This window comes from Actinomadura sp. 3N407 (assembly GCF_052245875.1).
Classification (GTDB): Bacteria; Actinomycetota; Actinomycetes; order Streptosporangiales; family Streptosporangiaceae; genus Spirillospora.
The window spans coordinates 190,988-209,314 of the sequence record NZ_JBQQBP010000001.1; the positions used below are offsets into that span (position 1 = coordinate 190,988).

The following is an 18,327-nucleotide window of genomic DNA, read 5'->3' on the forward strand; positions in this document are numbered from 1 at the left end:
GCTGGGCTGAATTCATGTTGGCCCATCGCAGGCTGGTGATGGTTTTCTGGCTTGTCGTGGCCATCACCGGCGGAGCCGTCGCCGGACCGGTCAGTGAACGGATGACGACGGATTTCTCGCTGCCGGGTGAGCCGGGCAGCGAGACCGCCGCGCAGATCACCGAGACCTTCGGCAACGGCGGCTACACCGCGCCCTATCTGGTGACGGTGAGCTTCCCGGAGGGCAGGACGGTCGGGGGCGAACAGGCGGGGGTGGCCGCCGCGTTCGCCAACGTCCAGGCCGAGGTTCCCAACGTGCGGGTGCTGGATCAGGCCAACACGGGTGATCCCGCGTTCGTCACCGAGGACGGCCGCACCGCCTATGCGATGGTGTTCTTCCAGTACGACACGTCGTCGACCGCCAAGATCCCGACCGACGCCGTCCACCGCGCGCTGGACACCGCCAAACCGCCCGGCACCACGATCGGCGTCACCGGGGAGGGGGTGCTGGCCTCGGGCTCGGAGTCGGAGGGGCCGGGCATCCTGATCGAGGTGCTCGTCGGCTCGCTCGGCGCCCTGGCGGTGCTGGCGTTCGTGTTCGCCTCGATGCTGGCGTTCCTGCCGCTGATCATCGCCGCCGCGTCGATCCTGGCGACGTTCGCGCTGCTGCTGCCATTGAGCGAGCTGGGCACGTTCTCCGCCCTCGTGCAGTTCCTGATCGCGCTGATCGGGCTCGGGGTGGCGATCGACTACTCGCTGCTGGTGGTGACCCGGTGGCGGGAGGAACGCCATCGGGGCGCCGACAACCACGAGGCCGTGGTGATCGCGACGCAGACCGCCGGGCACGCCGTGGTGTTCTCCGGGGTGACGGTCGCGATCGGGTTGCTGGCGCTGCTGGTGCTGCCGGTTCCGTTCATGCGGAGCATGGGCGTGGGCGGTGCGCTGATCCCGCTGGCCAGCGTGGCCGCCACACTGAGCCTGACCCCGGCGATCCTGGGCAGTGTCGGCCCCCGGTGGGACTGGCCGAGGATCCGCCGCGAGGACTCCGCGAGCCGGTCCTGGAGCAGGTGGGCGGCGCTGATGGTCAGGCGGCGGTGGATCGCGGCGGCCGTGTCGATCGCGGCGCTGCTGGCGCTGGTCGGGGCCTTCTCCGGCATCAGGATCGGGATGGCGTCCAGCGATTCGCTGGCCGAGAGCGGACCCGCCCACGAGACGCTGGCCACCCTTGAGCGCGGCGGGGTCACCACCGGCAACCTCACCCCGATCGAGGTCCTCGCGACCACCCGCGAGGCCGGGTCGGTGGCCGCCGAGCTGGGCGGGGTGCCGGGCATCGAACGGGCGCTGGTGCCCGGCGGCGCCGCGAGCAACCGCGCCGGCAAGACGGTGGTGGTGCTGATCCCCGACGAGGAGACGGTCAACTCCACGACCGTCGGCACGGTCAGGGACGTCATCGACCGGGCGGAGGGGACCCCGGGAGTCATCGGCGTCACCGGCACGGGAACGGCCCAGATCGACTTCCTGAAAGCGGTCTACGGCAACTTCCCGATGATGCTCGCGCTGATCGCGCTGCTCACCTATGTCCTGCTGGTGCGGGCGTTCCGGTCGCTGCTGCTCCCCCTGAAGGCGGTGCTGTTCAACCTGCTGTCGATGGGGGCGACGTTCGGGGTCATCGTCCTGTTCTGGCAGCAGGGCATCGGATCGGAACTGGTCTTCGGCATCTCCGAGACCGGGGCGGTCACGTTCTGGGTGCCGCTGACGGTGTTCGCGTTCCTGTTCGGGCTGTCGATGGACTACGAGGTGTTCATCCTGGCCCGCATGCGCGAGGTGTACGACGCGACGGGCTCCACCACGACGGCGATCGTCCAGGGCATCGGCCGCACCGGGCGGCTGGTGACCAGCGCGGCGCTGATCCTGTTCCTGGCCTTCGCGGCGCTGGCGTCGGGTCCGGGCACCGACCTGAAGGTCATGGCGACCGGGCTGGGGTTCGGAATCCTGCTGGACGCCACGATCGTCCGGTCGATGCTGCTGCCGTCCCTGGTGTCGCTGATGGGCAAGTGGAACTGGTACCTGCCCGACTGGGTCGCGAGGATCCTCCGGGTGGAGCCGTCCCGGCCGGTCACCGTCCCGCCCGAACCCGGCCCGGCCCGGGTCCCGATCGGCTGACCGGCGTCGGGGCCGTCAGCTCGGCCGCGGTGAAGGACCGCCGAGGGAGGCGGCCCGGTCCAGGAGGATCTTGCGTTCGGGCTCGTTGCGGGTGAGTTCCGCGGCGCGCTCGAACTGCGCGCGGGCCTCGTCCAGCCGCCCGAGCCGCGCGAGCAGGTCGCCGCGGACGCTCGGCAGCAGGTGGTAGCCGCGCAGGGACGGCTCGTCCGCCAGCGCGTCCGCGATCCCGAGACCCCGCTCCGGCCCGTGCGCCATGCCGACGGCCACGGCGCGGTTCAGTTCCACGACGGGGGACGGCGCGACGCCCGCGAGGATCTCGTAGAGGGACGCGATCCGCGCCCAGTCGGTGTCCTCGGCGGCGGGCGCCTGCGCGTGGCAGGCGGCGATCGCGGCCTGCAGGACGTACGGGCCGGGCGGCTCGCCGATCTCCTTGGCGCGGAGCAGGGCGGCGAAGCCGCGGTGGATGAGGAGGCGGTCCCAGAGGCCGCGGTCCTGGTCGAGGAGCGGGACGGGTTCGCCGGACGGGCCCGTGCGGGCCCGGATGCGGGACGCCTGGATCTCCATCAGCGCGGCGAGGCCGTGCACCTCGGGTTCGCCGGGCGCGAGGCCGGCGAGGATCCGGCCGAGGCGCAGCGCCTCCTGGCACAGGTCCGTCCGCACCCAGTCGTCCCCGGCGGTCGCCGTGTACCCCTCGTTGAAGATCAGGTAGACGACCTCCAGGACGGAGGACAGCCGGGCGGCGCGGTCGGGGCCCTCGGGCACCTCGAACCGCACGCCCGCGTCCGACAGGGTCCGCTTCGCCCGGACGATCCGCTGCGCGACCGTCGGCTCGGACGTGAGGAACGCCCGCGCGATCTCCTCGGTGGTCAGGCCGCCGAGCATGCGCAGCGTCAGCGCGACCCTGGCCTGCGTGGACAGGACGGGATGGCAGGCGGTGAACACCAGGCGCAGGACGTCGTCCTCGATGTGCTCGTCGTCGGGGACGTCGATCTCCGGCGGGGTCTGCGTCTCCCGGTCGCGCCCGATCTCCTCCAGTTTGTGTTCGAGGCGCCGCTGCCGGCGGATCCGGTCGACGGCGCGGCGTTTGCCGACGGCCATGAGCCAGGCGCCCGGGTTGTCCGGGACGCCCGACTCGGGCCACTGTTCGAGCGCGGCGACCAGTGCGTCCTGCGCGAGTTCCTCGGCGAGGCCGATGTCGTTCACCATCCGGGCGAGACCGGCGATGATGCGGGCGGCCTCCAGCCGCCACACGGCGTCGATGCTCGCGTGGACGCCGGATCGCCGCACGTCGGAACCGTTCGAGGCCATCACGCTGCCGATGAGAGCACCCGCACCGGCCGCCGCGCAAGCTCGGGCGCGGCTCGGCGGCGGCTCAGCCGCGGCTCAGGCGCCGGGCATCGGGTCCCCGGGGCCGAAGACCTGCTTGATGACGCCCGCGCCGTCCCCGACGATCTCGTAGAACCGCTTGGACAGCTCGATCGCCTCCTCCCGGGTACGGGTCTCGACCAGCGCGAAGCCGACGACGGCCTCCTTCGCCTCGGCGAACGGGCCGTCGGTGACGGTGACCTTGCCGCCGGACGAGGTGATGCGGGTGCCGCCCGGCTCCAGCCCGCCGGTGGCCAGCAGCGCACCGGACTTGGACATCTCCTCGATGAACCTGCCCATCTCGATCTGCATCGCCTCGTCCGGCGGGCCCTGGTCCGCGCCGGTGTCCGTCGTCATCATCAAGAACCGCATCGCTGTCTCCTCTGTCTTGCGGGCCCGGTCTCTCCGGCCCTTCACAGACGCGTCGAAGAGGGGGTGACCGGATCGACATTCCTTCCCGACTTTCTTTGAAGATTTTCCGGGACCCCGTATCGTGCCAGGTCAGCGCGGTGCGATGGGGGCATGTTCGACAGATCCCCTCAGATCACCGCGAACTGAACATTCCGCTTCGGTGGGCAAGTGGACGTCCTACGAGTAACTTCGTCCCGTAGAAAGGTTCTTGCGCGTCCGAGGAGGCGTCCCGTGGGAGAGTCGGTACCGGGCGGCGGTGTCCCGCCCGAGCCCCAGATCGACAGCACGATCCCGCAGTCCGCGCGCATCTGGAACTACTGGCTCGGCGGCAAGGACAACTACCCCGTCGACCAGGCCGCCGGGGACCAGTTCGTCGGCGTCTACCCGCAGATCGTGGACATCGCCCGGCACTCCAGGGCCTTTCTGGCACGCGCCGTCCGGTACATGGCGGGAGAGGTCGGCATCCGCCAGTTCCTCGACATCGGCACCGGCCTGCCGACCATCGACAACACCCACGAGGTGGCGCAGCGCGTCGCGCCCGACGCCCGCATCGTGTACGTCGACAACGACCCCCTGGTCCTCTCGCACGCCCGGGCGCTGCTGACCAGCCGCCCCGAGGGCACCACCAGCTACGTCGACGCCGACCTGCGCGACCCCGGGCGGATCATCGCCGAGGCCGCGCGGACGCTCGACTTCGACCGTCCCGTCGCGCTGATGCTGCTGAACATCCTCGGCCACATCCCGGACTACGACACGGCGCGCTCGATCGTCACCCACCTGGTCGGCGCGCTGCCCCCCGGAAGCCACCTGGCCGTCGCCGACAGCACCGACGTCTTCACCGGCGACACGTTCCACAGCGCGATCAAGATGTGGAACGAGGCGAGCGAGACCCCCTACCATCTGCGCACGCCCGACCTGATCGCCGGCTACTTCGAGGGCCTGGAGATCCTGGAGCCGGGCGTCGTGCCGGTGTCGCGGTGGCGGGTCGAGCCGAGCCCGTTCGGCGAGCCGGACGAGGTGGACGAGTTCTGTGCCGTCGGGCGCAAGACATGAGCGCGGGCGAACCCCCGGACGAACCGGCCCGCGTCGTCCCCGCGCAGCGGGACCGGACGGCGGGCCCGACGGTGCTGCGGATGCTGGTGGGGGCGCAGCTGCGCCGGTTCCGCGAGGCGGCCGGGATCTCCACCGAGGACGCCGGGTACGAGATCCGCGCCTCCCACTCCAAGATCAGCCGGATGGAGCTGGGCCGCGTCGGCTTCAAGGAACGCGATGTCGCCGACCTGCTGACCCATTACGGCGTGACCGACCCGGGCCGCCGCGAGCCGCTGCTGGACCTGGCCGAGGACGCGAACATCCCCGGCTGGTGGCAGGAGTACGGCGACGTCGTGCCCTCCTGGTTCGAGCCCTATCTGGGGCTGGAGCAGGGCGCCGTGGTCGCCCGCGTGTACGAGGTCCAGGACGTCCCGGAGCTGCTGCAGACCGCCGGCTACGCCCGCGCGCTGCTCGCCGCCCGGTACCCGGAGGCGCCGCAGGACGAGATCGAGCGGCGGGTCGAGCTGCGGATGCACCGCCGCCGCGTGTTCGAGCGTCCCGATCCGCTGAAGCTGTGGGCGGTCCTCGACGAGGCGGCGCTGTGCCGCTCGGTCGGCGGGGCCGAGACGATGCGCGCGCAGATCCGGCACCTGATCGAGATGGCGGAGCGCCCGAACATCACCGTGCAGGTCCTGCCGTTCGCCGCCGGCGGCCACGCCGCCGAGGGCGGACCGATGACGCTGCTGCGGTTCGCCGAACCCGAACTGCCCGACGTCGTCTACCTGGAGCAGCTCACCAGCGCGCTGTACCCGGACCGGCCGTCCGACCTCATCCGGTACCGGGACGTCCTGAACCGGCTCGGCGTCCAGGCGGAGCCGCCGATCCGCACGCTCGCCCTCCTGCGGAGCGTCCTCGACCAGCTCGGGTGAGGCAAGGGCGAGGCCCCGGCACCATGGCCGGGGCCCTGCCCGCTTCTGCCCGCTTCCGCCCGCTCCGGCATGCTCCCGTCATGCCGCCCGCCCGGCTACTTGGCGGTGGGACGGTAGGTCGCGATGATGACGCCGGTGCTGAACGTCTTGGTGTCCGCCAGCTCGAACGACGCCGAGAAGTCCTTCTGGGTGAGCAGCTCCTCCGGGTCGGCCGGGCCGACGATGACGGGGTGGATCCACAGGCGCAGCTCGTCCAGCAGCCCGTGCTCCACCAGCGTCCGCGACACGGGGCCGAAGCCGTACTGCAGGATGTCCAGGCCGTCCTGCTCCTTCAGCTTGGTGATCTCGGCGACGGTGTCGGACCGCTTGATCACCGTGGTGTCGCCCCAGCCCGGCTTCCGCAGGGTGTCGGAGACGACGTAGTGGGGGAGGTTGTTCATCCGGACGCCGAAGTCGCCGGTCGACTCCTCCATGGCCGGCCACGCCTGCGAGAAGCCGTCGAACGTCCTGCGGCCCATGAGCAGGGCGTCGCAGGAGAACAGCAGGTCGTTGGCGTAGGCGGCGGCCTCGTCCTGGAAGTAGGCCGAGGTCCAGTTCTGCGGGTTCTCGATGACGCCGTCGAGCGAGATGTACGTCGAGCTGATGATCTTGCGCATGGTTTCCTCCGTAGATCGGATCGTGCCTGTTCGGGCTTGCTTGAATCACTGTGCGGCAGATCGTTTACGGGATTCTTACGGCGGGCTTCCGGGCGGCGCCGTCACCTGTCGGCATTAGGGTCGTGGTGTGCGTTTCGGGGTGCTTGGGGCGCTCGCCGTCTGGACCGATGACGGCGGGCTCGTCGCGGTGCCCGGGCTGAAGGTCCGGGCGCTGCTCGCGGACCTGCTGGTCAACGAGGGCCGTCCGGTGCCCGCCGACCGGCTGATCGACGACCTGTGGGGCGAGGACCCGCCGGGGAACCCGATGGGCGCGCTGTCGGCGAAGGTGTCTCAGCTGCGGCGCGTGCTGGAGGACGCGGAGCCGGGCGCGCGGGCGCTGGTGGAGTCGCGTCCGGCCGGCTACCTGCTGGGCGCCGGCGACGAACGGGTGGACGCCCGGCGCTTCCAGAGGCTGGTGGACGAGGCGCGCCGGGCCGCGGAGCCGAAGGAGCGGGCGGCGCTGCTCGCCGAGGCGCTGGACCTGTGGCGCGGGCCCGCGTTCGCCGACTTCGCGGACGAGCCGTTTCCGCGGCCGGCGATCGCGCGGCTGGAGGAGCTGCGGCTGACCGCGCTGGAGGAGCATGCCGAGGTGCGGCTCGACCTGGGGGAGCACGGGGTCCTGGCGGGGGAGCTCGGCGACGTGGTCGGCGCGCATCCGCTGCGTGAGCGGCTGCGGGCCGCGCACATGCGGGCGCTCTACCGGGCGGGGCGGCAGAACGAGGCGCTGGAGAGCTACGAGGGCTACCGGACGCTGCTGGCCGACGAACTGGGCCTCGATCCCGGATCCGAGCTGGCCGATCTTCAGCGGTCCATCCTCCGGCAGGACCCGGCCCTGGACGTGCCCGCGGGGCGCGAGCCCGGTCCCCGGTCGAACCTGCCCGTCCCCACCACCGAGCTGATCGGGCGGGACGACGCCGTCCGGGAGATCCGGGCGCGGATCGGCACCGACCGCCTCGTCACCCTCACCGGCCCCGGCGGCGTCGGCAAGACACGCCTCGCGGTGGAGACGGCGTCCGGCCTCGTGGACGGTTTCGGCGACGGCGTGTGGATGGCGGAGCTGGCCGGGTTCGAACGGTCCACGGTGCCCGACCTCGCGGAGGTCGTGACGGCGATCCTGGACATCCGGGACGCGCCGGGCGACGAGGGTCCGGCGCTGGACCGTCTCGCGGCGGCGCTCGGCGCCCGCCGGCTGCTGCTCGTCCTGGACAACTGCGAGCACGTGATCGAACAGGCCGCCGAACTGGCGGAGCGGCTGCTGCGCCGCGTCCCCGGCGTGCGGATCCTCGCCACCAGCCGGGAGCCGCTCGGCCTGCCCGGCGAGGTCGTGTGGTCGGTCCCCCCGCTGGACGTGCCCGGTGCGGACGACGACCCGGAGACGGCGAGCGCGGTCCGGCTCTTCGCGACCCGGGCGGCGGCGTCCTCGCGGGGATTCCGGCTGGACGAGGGGACGGCCGGGCAGGTCGGGGAGGTGTGCCGCCGCCTGGACGGGATCCCGCTCGCCCTGGAACTGGCCGCGACCAAGGTGCGGACGCTCGGCGTGGAGGGGCTGGTCGACCGGCTCGACGACCGGTTCCGGCTGCTGTCGTCCGGGCATCGCGGCGCCCCCGCCCGGCAGCGGACTCTCACCGCGATGATCGAGTGGAGCTGGGACCTGCTGACCGGGCCGGAACGGGCCGTCCTGCGGCGGCTGTCCGCGCATGCCGACGGCTGCGCGGCCGAGTCGGCCGAAGCCGTCTGCGCCGGGGAGGACGTTCCCGAGGCTGAGGTCTTGGACGTCCTGATCCGGCTGGTCGACCGTTCGCTCGTCGTCATGACGGAACGGCCGGGGGAGGGCCCCCGCTACCGGCTCCTGGAGTCCGTCGCCGCCTACGCCGCCGAACGGCTGGCCGAGGCGGGCGAGGACCGGCGGACCCGCACGGACCACAGCCGCCACTACATCGATCTGGCCGAACGCGCGGAACGTCATCTCTACGGCCCCGACCAGGCGCGCTGGCTGCGCAGGCTCGACAACGAGTCGGCGAATCTGCGTGCCGCGCTGGACGCCGCCACCGGCGACGACGCGCTCCGCCTGGTCAACGCCCTCGGCTGGTACTGGTTCCTGCGCGGCAAGCTGACCGAGGCGCTGCGGTCGTTCGACACGGCGCTCCAGCACGGCGGCGGAGACACGGCGGTGCGCGCGAGGGCGCTGACGTGGCGGGCGGGCCTCGCCGTCCTCAAGGGCGTCCCGGGCGACTGGCCGGCCCGCCGGGACGAGGTCCTCGGTCTCGTCGACGAGACCGGAGACCCGCACCTGCGGGCCTGGGCGCGATGGTTCCTGATCTACGCCCAGTTCGAGCTGGACGACGCCGGGGCGGGCGCGGCATCGCTGGAGGAGGCGCTGGACGCGTTCCGCTCGTCCGGTGATCGCTGGGGCGAGGCGGCCGCGCTCGTGCTGCGGGCGCAGCACGCCCACGCCCACGGCGACCCGGCCGCACTGGAACGCGACGCCGAGCGGGCCGCCGCGCTGTTCGCCGAGATCGGGGACCGCTGGGGCCGGCTGCAGGCGGTGGAGTGGCTCGGCGCGCTGGCCGAACTGACCGGCGACTACGACCGTGCCGAGCGGCTGCAGCACGACGGCCAGCGGATGGCGGAGGAACTGCACCTGTGGCCGGACGTCGCCGTCCGGATGGCCTGGCGCGGCTGGATCGCCTACCTGCGGCGCGACCACACGTCCGCCCGCCGCCTGTTCGGCCGCGCGCACCGGGTGGCCGTGGAGCAGGGTTTCGCGCAGGCCGTGACGTTCGCCGACATCGGCCTCGCCCTGGTGGCACACCGCGAAGGCCGTCTCGACGACGCCGAGGACCGTCTGCACCGCCTGCTGGCGGCCGCCTCCCCGGAAGAGTTCCCGCCGCTCTACCTGACCCTCGTCCAGACGGGACTCGGCCACGTGGCCGATGCACGCGGGGACGCGGCGGGCGCGCTCACCTACCATCGGGACGCGCTGGCCGTCGCGATCCGCCTGGAGGCACCGCGCGACCTGGCGGGCTCCCTGGAAGGGCTGGCCGGTGCACTGAGCCTGACGGGCCGCACCGAGGACGCGGCGCACGCCCTCGGCAAGGCGGCCGCCATCCGCGCGTCGGCGGGCCTGCCCCCGGGGCCGGCCGAACAGGAGGACATCGACCGCGCCGCCGGGCGGATCGGCGACGCGGGGGACGCCTTCGAGGCCGGGGCCGCCCTCGATCCGGAGGAGATTCTGCGGCGGGCGGAGTCGGTCCCGCCGGAGGGCGTCTCGGTGTGGCGCGCCGCCGCTGAGTGATTTGTCGCTAATTGCGACATTGTCGCGATTTGTCAAAGAATCATTGCGGCCCCTTGTCCCGCACGCCGCACACAGATGATCATCAGCGCCATGGGGCGGCGGGGGTTCATCATCGGGCGGATGGCCGGCGATCGGATGCTGGTGCTGGCCGCTTGCGCGACCGCGCTGTTCGCCACCACCGTCCTCGCGGCCCTGGTCGGCTACACCGGGCCGGTGACCCGGGAGGGGGTGCGGCGCACCCTCGCCGAGGCGACGTTCGAGACGGCCGGGACGACGATCGGCACGCACGTCCGACCCGGCGGGCTCGGTGACGTGCGGGACCAGGTCGGCCGCGCGCTCGGCCAAATCTACGGCGACGTGCCGCTGTCGGTCTCGATGAGCGTGCGCAGCGACTCCTACACGATGCCGGGGCAGGAGGACAGCGACCATCCCGAGCTGACCGCGTTCGCGACCTACACCGGGATCGAGAAGCACGCGCGCCTCACCAAGGGACGCTGGCCCGGCGCCGGCGCCGGTTCTGGTGAGGTGGAGGCGGCCTTGCCGCGCGCCGCGGCCGACGCCATGCGCATCGACGTGGACGACGCCTTCACCCTGAAGGGACGCGTCGACAAGACGTCGGCCGTGAAGGTCCGGGTCGTCGGACTGTTCGACGTCCCCGACCCCGGAAGCTACTTCTGGCAGGGCGACCGGCTCATCACGACCGGCGTCGAACGCCTCAACTACACGACGTACGGGCCGTTCGTGGTACGTCCCGAGGTGTACGCGGAGCGCTTCACCGGCACCGGCTCCGACGCCCGCTTCACCGTCCTGCCCGACCTGCGCGACGTGGACACCGGCGACCTCGGACCGCTCGCCGACCGCATGGCCAAGGGCGAGGAGGCCCTGCAGAAGGCCGGAGACGGGACGCAGTTCGCCGTCGTGACGCGGTTGCCGGAGCTGACCGGGCAACTGCGCGAGGCCGTGCAGGTCGCGCGCTCCACCATGCTCATCCCGGTGATCCAGCTCATCCTGCTGGCCGGGTGCGCGTGGCTGCTCGTCGCCCGGCTGCTGGCCGACCACCGGCGCGGCGAGGTCGCGCTGCTGCGGACACGCGGCATCGGGATGCGGCAGCTCGCGGCCGCCGGGCTCGCCGAGGGGCTGCTGATCGTCCTGCCCGCCGCGGTGCTCGGCCCGCTGCTGGCCGGGCCCCTGCTGCGGCTCGCCGGGCAGGCCCCGGCGGTGCGCGCGTCGGGGCTGCGGCTGGACACCGGGCCGTCCGCGCCGCTGTGGACCGTCTCGGTGCTGGCGGCGCTGGCCTGCGCCGTCATCCTGACGATCCCGACCCTGCGCGGCGCGAACCGCACGTTCGTGGAGGCGCAGGCCGGCATCGGCCGCCCGGCGCGGGGCGGGGCGCTCGGATCGGGCGTCGACCTGGCGCTGCTCCTCGTCGCCGGTCTCGCGATCTGGCAGCTCACCCGGTACGGGGTGGACGGTGCGGGCGGCGGCGCGTCCGGCGGTTCGGACGGTGTGGACCCGTTCATCGTGTCCGGCCCGGCGCTGGCGCTGCTCGCCGGCGGGGTGCTGCTGCTCCGGGCGGTGCCGGTGGTGTCCCGCGCCGCCGAACGGGTCGCGACACGGGGACGGGGACTGGTGCCCGTCCTCGGCACCCGGCAGGTGGGGCGCCGGCGCCTCCGCTACACCGGGCCCGTGCTGCTGCTGGTCATGGCGATGGCGGTCGGGGTCCTGTCGGTGACGACGATGGCGACCTGGCGCCGGTCGCACGTCGACCAGGCGGACTTCAAGAGCGGCGCCGACCTGCGGCTCGTCCCTTCGGCGCGCGGCGAGGGCCCGGCGCCGCTCGGGCAGGGCGGCCGGTTCGCGGCGCTGCCCGGCGTCACGTCCGCGACACCGGTGCTGCGCGCGGACGCCGACCTCGGCACCCGGCCGGCGGTCCTTCTCGGCGCGGACGCGAAGACGTTCGGCCCGCTGCTGCGCGTCCAGCCCGATCTACGGCGTGACCTGCGGCTGGACGAGCTGGCCCGGTCGCGTCCCGCCGCCCCGGCGCTGACCGTCCCGGGACGGCCGGAGCGGCTGCGGTTCGACCTGCGGCTCAGCCGCGCGGGACCCGCGCCGGGGGACGCGCCGCCATCGGCCGGCGCCGCCCACAGGATCGCCGTGACGATCGTGGACGGGCAGGGGCTGACCCGGAGGGTGACCCTTCCCGGACTCGCCGCCGACGGTGCCGTGCACACGCTCGCACTGGACGATCTGGCGGGGACGGGCGGCGCGCTGTCCCACCCGCTGTCGATACGGAGCGTCCACTACTCCTACGACCGGAACCCCGTCGGGGGGCCGCTCGAACTGGAGATCCTGCGGGTGCGGGGCGACGGCGCCGGGGAGGCGTCCCGCCCGGCCGGTTCCCGGTGGGACGCGTTCGCCCTCTCGCCGAGCGTGATGAGGCAGGTCGAGCCGAGCATGGAGGACGCGGAGGGAACGCTCGGGCGACTGTCGATCCCCGAGACCCCGCTGGACGACCCGAGGGCGGGCAGGTTCAGCAGGATACCGCTCGGGGACGTCCACGCGGTTCTCGGGACGTCCACGCCGCCGTCCCGCACCACGGGGAACACCGACCTCCAGCCGGCCGTGCCCGGCGTCATCACCGACGAGGCGGCGCGCCTGGCCAAGACCGGCGTGGGCGGCACGGTCACGCTGAACACCGTCGACGGCGACCAGCCGGTCAAGGTCGTGGGGGTGGCGCCCGCGCTGCCGAGCGTGCCGCCGGGCGTGCCGGGCGTCCTGGTGGACCTGCCGACCCTCGCCCAGAGCCGGGTCGCCGTCGGCGCGGCGGACACCGGAAGCATCGCTCCCCGGGAATGGTGGGCTTCGGCGCGGGACGGCCGCACCGCCCCCGCCGTCCGGGCCCTCACCCGCCACCCCGCCTGGGGCGGCGTCGCCGCCGACCGCGTCGCGCTGCGCTCCGAACTGCGGGACGCGCCGCTCGGCGCGGCGCTCCAGGGGGCGCTGGTGCTGGGGTTCGGCGCGGCGCTCGCGTTCGCCGTCATCGCGTTCGTGGTGAACGCGGCGGTGACGGCCGGTGAACGGTCCCGCGAGTTCGCGGTGCTGCGGGCGCTCGGCGTCCATCCCCGGCAGGTCGCCGGGATGCTCGCGATCGAGCAGGCGTACCTGGTCGTGCTGGGCCTGCTGGGCGGGACGGTCCTCGGGCTGGTCGTGGCGCGGCTGGTGGTCCCGCACGTGGTGCTGAGCGTGCAGGCCGCACAGTCGTATCCGCCCGCCGACCCGGTCGTCCAGTGGCCGGTCGTGCTGGCGATGGTCGCCGGGGTGGCGGCGGTGCTCGCGCTCGTGCTGCCGCCGGTCCTGAGCGTCCTGCGGCGCCGGGACCTCGGCGCCGGACTGCGCGCGGGGGAGGACCGATGAGGGGCCCCGGGACGCGGCTGGCGGGTGCGCAATGGGCGCCGCTCGCGGCGCTGGCAGTGCTGTCGCTGATGTCGGCGCTGCTCGCGGTCACCGTCCCCTCCCGGACGGCCGCCGGATACGACCGGGCGGCCGCCGCCGCGGTCGGGACCGCCGCCGACGTCCGGGTGGAGGGCAGGGCGCGCGGGGAGTCCGCCTGGTCCGCCGTGCCGGGTCAGGCGGCGCTGGCGTCCAACACCGTCGCCTGGCAGGGGCTGCTGCCGGGCTCCCTGCGCGGGGTCGTCGGCGAGCCGGAGCCGTCCGTCGGCACGGGACGCCTGAACGTCGCCGGCCGGTTCGCGGCGCCCCGGCTCCTCTATCTGAAGTGGGACATCGGCGCGTGGGACCGCATCCGCCTCGTCGCGGGTTCACCGGCGTACGACCGGCAGGACGGCGAGATCCTCGTCATGGTCTCCAAGCGGTACGCCGACCGGCTCGGCTACAAGGCCGGCGACCGGCTGAACCTGGGTGAAGTGCACGTCACGATCTCCGGCCTGTTCGAGCCGGTGAATCCCGCCGACCCGTTCTGGGCGCCGCGCGCCAGGACGCTGCACCCGGTCAAGGAGTCCCTCGGCTCACAGGGCCTCCAGGCCGACGCGGGCACGGCGCTGATCGGCCCCGGCGGATACGCGCGGCTCACGCGCGCGACCACGATGGAGTTCACCTTCAGCTGGCGGTTCCCGGTGCGCGAGCACGCGATCGGCGCCGGGGAGGCACGGGACATAGCCGCCGACCTGGACGCATTCCGTTCCGCGGTCGCCGGGCGCCGCGTTCTGTCCTGCACCGTCGTCACGGCGCTGGACGACCGGCTGAACGAGTTCGCGGGGCGGCTGCACACCGCGCGGTCCGTCCTCGGCCTGGCGCTGGGCGGGCTCGCCGCCGTGGCGTTCGGGGTGCTGCTGCTCGCCGCCGGGCTCCTCGGCGAACGGCTGAGGCCCGTCCTCGGCACGATGCGGGCGCGGGGCGCTTCGCTGCGTCAGCTCGCCGTCCCCGTGTGCGGGCTCGCCGCGCTCGCCGTCGTTCCGTCCGCGGTCGCCGGATACGCGGCGGGGCGGCTGCTCGGCGCGGGGCCGCCGCAGACGAGTTCGGTCGTCGCGGTCGCCGTGCTGATCGCGGGCGTGATCGCGGTCTCCGCCGTGACGGTGCTGCGGGAGCGGGGCCTCGGCGCCGACCGGCGTGACGACCTCGTCGCGGCGCGTCCGTCCCGGCGGCGGCTCGTCCTGGACGCGCTGCTGGTCGCGCTCGCGGTGATCGGCGTCGTCCTGCTGCGCGGACGCGGACGCGACGCCGGGACCGACCCGCTGATCGCCGCCGTGCCCGTGCTGCTCGGCGCGGCGCTCGGCGTGCTCGTCCTGCGCGCCTACCCGTACCTGTTGCGCGCCGCCTGGCCGTTCCTGCGGCGGCGCAGCGGGGCCGTCGCCTTCCTCGGCCTGGCCCGCGCGTCCCGGCAGAGCCTCGTCGGCACGCTGCCGCTGGTCGTCCTGCTGCTGGCCGCCGCCATCGCGGGCTTCGCCGCCACCGTGGACACCGCCCTGCGGACCGGCCAGGAACGCGCGTCCTGGGCGGAGGTCGGGGCCGACGCCCGGATCGCGGCCGGTCCGCTGGACGACGCCGCCCTCGGCAGGATCCGCGCCGTGCGCGGTGTGACCGGCGTGGTCCCGGCCCGGGTCGTCACGAACGTGACGTCCCAGGCGGACCCGGCGCCGATGACCGTGATCGGCGTGGACCTGGACGCCTACCGCGAACTCGCGCCCGACATGCCCGGCGTTCCGGACGCGTCCGGGGTGTGGGTGTCCGCGTCCGCCTCCCGCCTCCTCGGCTCGGGGGCCGTGACACTGAGCCGACCCGGCCTCACCCCGCTGCGCGTCACGCCGTCCGGCCGGATCGAGCGGTTCCCCGGCCTGGACGCCGGTTCCGCGTTCGTCGTCGTCCCTCACACGATGCTCGCCGACGCGAAGGGCTTCCCGTCCCAGGTCTTCGTCGCCGGGCACGACCTGGACACGAAGGCGCTGGGCGCCACCGTCCCCGGCCGGGACATCCGGATCCGGCAGGACGTGCTGAGCGGCATGACCCGGTTGCCACTCGCGTCCGTCGTCCACGACACCTTCCGGGACGGCGCCCTCATCGGCGGTGCGTACGGGCTCCTCGCCGTCCTGCTCGTCCTCGTCGTCGGGGCCCGCGCCCGGGGCCGCACCATCGCCCGCCTCCGCGCCCTCGGGCTGAGCCGGCGGCAGAGCCGGGGTCTCGCGCTCGCCGAGATCGCGCCCGTCCTGCTGTGCGCGGTCGGCGCCGGATGGGTGCTCGGGCTGCTGCTGCCCGAGATCACTGGCCCCGTCGTCGACCTGCGCCCCTACACCGGAGGCTTCACCGCCGCGGTGCACCTCCCGGGAGTCCCGGCGCTGCTCGGGCTCGCCGCGTCGCTGCTGCTCGCCGCCGCCGCTGCCGTCGCCGTCGACCGCGCCTTCGACGCCCGCCCCGGAACCGCCCTGAGAACGGGGGAATGATGACCGAAGCACCCGACCTCGCCGAGCTGGAACGCCGCGCCGCCGAACGCGGCCCCGTCTACGGCGAGGGCGCGCACATCGTCTGCGACAACCTCGTGCGCATCTACAAGACCGACGGCGTCGAGGTCGTCGCGCTCCAAGGCCTCGACCTGCTCGTCGACCCCGGCGAGCTGGTCGCCATCGTCGGCGCGTCCGGCTCGGGGAAGTCGACGCTGCTGAACATCCTGTCCGGCCTGGACGTGCCCACCGCCGGCGTCGCCCGCGTCGCCGGCTCCGACCTGCTCACCATGGCGTCCAAGGAGCGGCTGCGGTTCCGGCGCGAGCGGGTCGGGTTCATCTGGCAGCAGACGTCCCGCAACCTGCTCCCGTACCTGACCGCCGCGCAGAACGTCGAACTTCCGATGCGGTTCGCCGGACGGTCCCGCCGCGCCCGCGCCACCCGCGCCGCCGAACTCCTCGGCATGCTGGACGTCGGCGACTGCGCGGGCCGCCGCCCGGACGAGCTGTCCGGCGGCCAGCAGCAGCGCATCGCGATCGCCGTCGCCGTCGCCAACGAACCCCACGTCGTCCTCGCCGACGAACCGACCGGCGAACTCGACACCGCCACGGCCGCCGAGGTCTTCGCCGCCCTCCGCCGCGTCAACGAGGAGTTCGGCACCACCACCGTCGTCGTCACCCACGATCCGCAGATCTCCGAACACGTCGACCGGACGGTCGGCATCCGCGACGGCCGCACCAGCAGCGAGGTCCGCCGCCGCTTCGGCGACGGCTCCCTGACCGCCGAGGAGTACGCCGTCCTCGACCGCGCGGGCCGCGTCCAGCTCCCCGCGGCGTTCACCGAGGCCCTCGACTTGCGCGACCGCGTCCGGCTCAACCTGGAGAACGACCACGTCGGCGTCTGGCCGGACCGGAAGGACAGCGAATGACCGAGCCGATGGTCGCCGCCGAGGGACTCACCCGCACCTACCGCACCGGCCGGATCGAGGTCCCGGCCCTGCGCGGCGCGAGCTTCGACGTCGCCCCCGGCGAACTCGTCGCCATCAAGGGCCGCTCCGGCTCAGGCAAGACGACCCTCCTCAACCTGATCGGCGGCCTGGACGCCCCCGACGGCGGCACCGTCCGCGTCAACGGCCGCGACGTCGGCGCCCTCCACGAGAACGACCTCCTCGCCCTGCGCCGCGACCAGATCGGCTTCATCTTCCAGTCGCACGGCCTGATCCCCGTCCTGTCCGCCGCCGAGAACGTCGAGGTGCCGCTCCGCCTCGTCCGCACCGCCCCTTCCGAGCGCGACGAGCGCGTCCGCGTCCTCCTCGCCCTGGTCGGCCTCGCCGACCACGCGGCCCAGCGCCCCTACGAGCTCTCCGGCGGCCAGCGCCAGCGCGTCGCGATCGCCCGCGCCCTCGCCAACCGCCCCCGCCTGCTCCTCGCCGACGAGCCCACCGGCCAGCTCGACTCGGAGACCGCCGCCACGATCATGCCCCTCCTCCGCGCCGTCGTCTCCAGCGAAGGCGTCACCGTCCTGGTCGCCACCCACGACCAGGCCCTCCTCACCGAAGCCGACCGGATCCTCAACCTGCAAGACGGCGTCATCACCGAAACCCCCGCCCCAACCCCCGCCTGACACCGGTCGCGCGTCACTCGACGGGAATGACGTACGCCAACTCGTACCGGTCGACCGGCACCACGATTTCCGCGGTCTCGACGCGCCGGTCCGCCGTGGCGTAGGTCCGCGCGATCACCATCACCACCGACCCGAGCGCCTCGCCGAGCTGGTCGGCCTCGGCCGCCAAGACCGGGCGGGCGGTGACGACCTCCTGCGCGGTCTCGATGTGTCGGCCGATCTCCCGCATCCGCGCGACGACCCCGGCGCCCGCGTGCGGGCCCTCCTCCGGGAACATCACCGGTGTGCCCTGCGTGATCTCCAGCGGCTCCCACGACGTGGACAGCATCACCGGCTCGTCGTCGGCGAGGAAGGTGTACCGGCTCTCCATCACGGGGTCGCCCGCCGCGATGCCGAGCCGTTCCGCGACTGACGGGCTCGCCGCGGCGGTCTGCGACGATACCCGCCAGGTGCCGGCCCGACCCTGCCTTGCCATCTCCGTGCGGAACGGGGAGTTGGTGCGGCCGCTCGTGCCGTACCAGGAACGAGCAAGGCGCTTCAGTGTGGGCTTGCGCCTGACGTAGGTGCCCGATCCCGAGCGGGCCTCCAGGAAGCCTTCGGAGATCAGGAGCCGCACGGCCTGGATCGCGACCTGGTCGGAGACGTCGTACTGCTCGCGGAGCCGAGCGCGCGAGGGGACCTTGTCGCCTGCTGCGAGCTGCCCGCCGATGATCTGGCGCCGTAGATCATCGGCGATGCGCTGATAGGCGGGCTGGGTCACGGCGTCTCCGATTGCCGGGTGCGAATGTTCGGACACAGCCTGACAACCTGTGCGCACCGCTTGCAAGCTGTGCGCACAGCTTTGCTGTGACAATACGATCACCGTCCGTAGGAGGCGCCATGGA

12 protein-coding genes are annotated in these 18,327 nt (G+C 73.5%); 8 read left to right on the forward strand and 4 right to left on the reverse strand.

The window, feature by feature from the left end; translation table 11 throughout:
• The first annotated feature begins 101 nt into the window (after positions 1–101).
• Complete coding sequence (locus tag ACTWPP_RS00810; protein ID WP_443102060.1) at positions 102–2,141, forward strand: MMPL family transporter; 2,040 nt, start codon at positions 102–104, stop codon at positions 2,139–2,141.
• 15 nt (positions 2,142–2,156) lie between these two features.
• Here ACTWPP_RS00810 and ACTWPP_RS00815 read toward each other — a convergent pair whose 3' ends face one another.
• Entirely contained in the window at positions 2,157–3,449 is a 1,293-nt protein-coding gene (locus ACTWPP_RS00815; protein WP_443102703.1) for an RNA polymerase sigma factor, read from the reverse strand.
• Between the two features lie 75 nt (positions 3,450–3,524).
• Entirely contained in the window at positions 3,525–3,878 is a 354-nt protein-coding gene (locus ACTWPP_RS00820) for a YciI family protein (RefSeq protein WP_443102061.1), read from the reverse strand.
• 270 nt (positions 3,879–4,148) lie between these two features.
• Here ACTWPP_RS00820 and ACTWPP_RS00825 point away from each other — a divergent pair, with 270 nt between their 5' ends.
• The gene (locus ACTWPP_RS00825) at positions 4,149–4,970 is read left to right on the forward strand and encodes an SAM-dependent methyltransferase (protein ID WP_443102062.1); all 822 of its coding nucleotides are present in this window, start codon (positions 4,149–4,151) and stop codon (positions 4,968–4,970) included.
• Entirely contained in the window at positions 4,967–5,878 is a 912-nt protein-coding gene (locus ACTWPP_RS00830; protein ID WP_443102063.1) for a helix-turn-helix domain-containing protein, read from the forward strand. Before ACTWPP_RS00825 ends, ACTWPP_RS00830 begins: the two co-directional genes overlap by 4 nt.
• Before the next feature lie 95 nt (positions 5,879–5,973).
• On the opposite strand, the gene ACTWPP_RS00835 is transcribed toward ACTWPP_RS00830, so the two are convergent.
• On the reverse strand, positions 5,974–6,534 hold the full coding sequence (locus tag ACTWPP_RS00835; RefSeq protein ID WP_443102064.1) for a dihydrofolate reductase family protein: 561 nt from the start codon (positions 6,532–6,534) through the stop codon (positions 5,974–5,976).
• A gap of 127 nt (positions 6,535–6,661) precedes the next feature.
• On the opposite strand from ACTWPP_RS00835, the gene ACTWPP_RS00840 reads away from it, so the two are divergent.
• The 5 genes from ACTWPP_RS00840 to ACTWPP_RS00860 all read left to right on the forward strand — a co-directional run bounded on the left by ACTWPP_RS00840 (position 6,662) and on the right by ACTWPP_RS00860 (position 17,443).
• Positions 6,662–9,868: a BTAD domain-containing putative transcriptional regulator gene (locus ACTWPP_RS00840; protein WP_443102065.1), complete on the forward strand. Its 3,207-nt coding sequence runs from the start codon at positions 6,662–6,664 to the stop codon at positions 9,866–9,868.
• A gap of 120 nt (positions 9,869–9,988) precedes the next feature.
• The gene (locus tag ACTWPP_RS00845; protein ID WP_443102066.1) at positions 9,989–13,282 is read left to right on the forward strand and encodes an FtsX-like permease family protein; all 3,294 of its coding nucleotides are present in this window, start codon (positions 9,989–9,991) and stop codon (positions 13,280–13,282) included.
• The gene (locus ACTWPP_RS00850; protein WP_443102067.1) at positions 13,279–15,822 is read left to right on the forward strand and encodes an FtsX-like permease family protein; all 2,544 of its coding nucleotides are present in this window, start codon (positions 13,279–13,281) and stop codon (positions 15,820–15,822) included. The genes ACTWPP_RS00845 and ACTWPP_RS00850 overlap by 4 nt, the downstream gene beginning before the upstream one ends.
• Positions 15,822–16,748: an ABC transporter ATP-binding protein gene (locus ACTWPP_RS00855; RefSeq protein ID WP_443102068.1), complete on the forward strand. Its 927-nt coding sequence runs from the start codon at positions 15,822–15,824 to the stop codon at positions 16,746–16,748. Before ACTWPP_RS00850 ends, ACTWPP_RS00855 begins: the two co-directional genes overlap by 1 nt.
• Complete coding sequence (locus tag ACTWPP_RS00860; RefSeq protein WP_443102069.1) at positions 16,745–17,443, forward strand: ABC transporter ATP-binding protein; 699 nt, start codon at positions 16,745–16,747, stop codon at positions 17,441–17,443. Before ACTWPP_RS00855 ends, ACTWPP_RS00860 begins: the two co-directional genes overlap by 4 nt.
• 13 nt (positions 17,444–17,456) lie before the next feature.
• On the opposite strand, the gene ACTWPP_RS00865 is transcribed toward ACTWPP_RS00860, so the two are convergent.
• Entirely contained in the window at positions 17,457–18,203 is a 747-nt protein-coding gene (locus tag ACTWPP_RS00865) for a GntR family transcriptional regulator (protein WP_443102070.1), read from the reverse strand.
• Positions 18,204–18,327: the final 124 nt, after the last annotated feature.

Coding starts and splice junctions, on each gene's coding strand:
- ACTWPP_RS00810 (WP_443102060.1), top strand. CDS start 102: ATGACGACGGATTTCTCGCTGCCGGGTGAGCCGGGCAGCGAGACCGCC.
- ACTWPP_RS00815 (WP_443102703.1), bottom strand. CDS start 3,449: ATGGCCTCGAACGGTTCCGACGTGCGGCGATCCGGCGTCCACGCGAGC.
- ACTWPP_RS00820 (WP_443102061.1), bottom strand. CDS start 3,878: ATGCGGTTCTTGATGATGACGACGGACACCGGCGCGGACCAGGGCCCG.
- ACTWPP_RS00830 (WP_443102063.1), top strand. CDS start 4,967: ATGAGCGCGGGCGAACCCCCGGACGAACCGGCCCGCGTCGTCCCCGCG.
- ACTWPP_RS00835 (WP_443102064.1), bottom strand. CDS start 6,534: ATGCGCAAGATCATCAGCTCGACGTACATCTCGCTCGACGGCGTCATC.
- ACTWPP_RS00845 (WP_443102066.1), top strand. CDS start 9,989: ATGGCCGGCGATCGGATGCTGGTGCTGGCCGCTTGCGCGACCGCGCTG.
- ACTWPP_RS00850 (WP_443102067.1), top strand. CDS start 13,279: ATGAGGGGCCCCGGGACGCGGCTGGCGGGTGCGCAATGGGCGCCGCTC.
- ACTWPP_RS00855 (WP_443102068.1), top strand. CDS start 15,822: ATGACCGAAGCACCCGACCTCGCCGAGCTGGAACGCCGCGCCGCCGAA.
- ACTWPP_RS00860 (WP_443102069.1), top strand. CDS start 16,745: ATGACCGAGCCGATGGTCGCCGCCGAGGGACTCACCCGCACCTACCGC.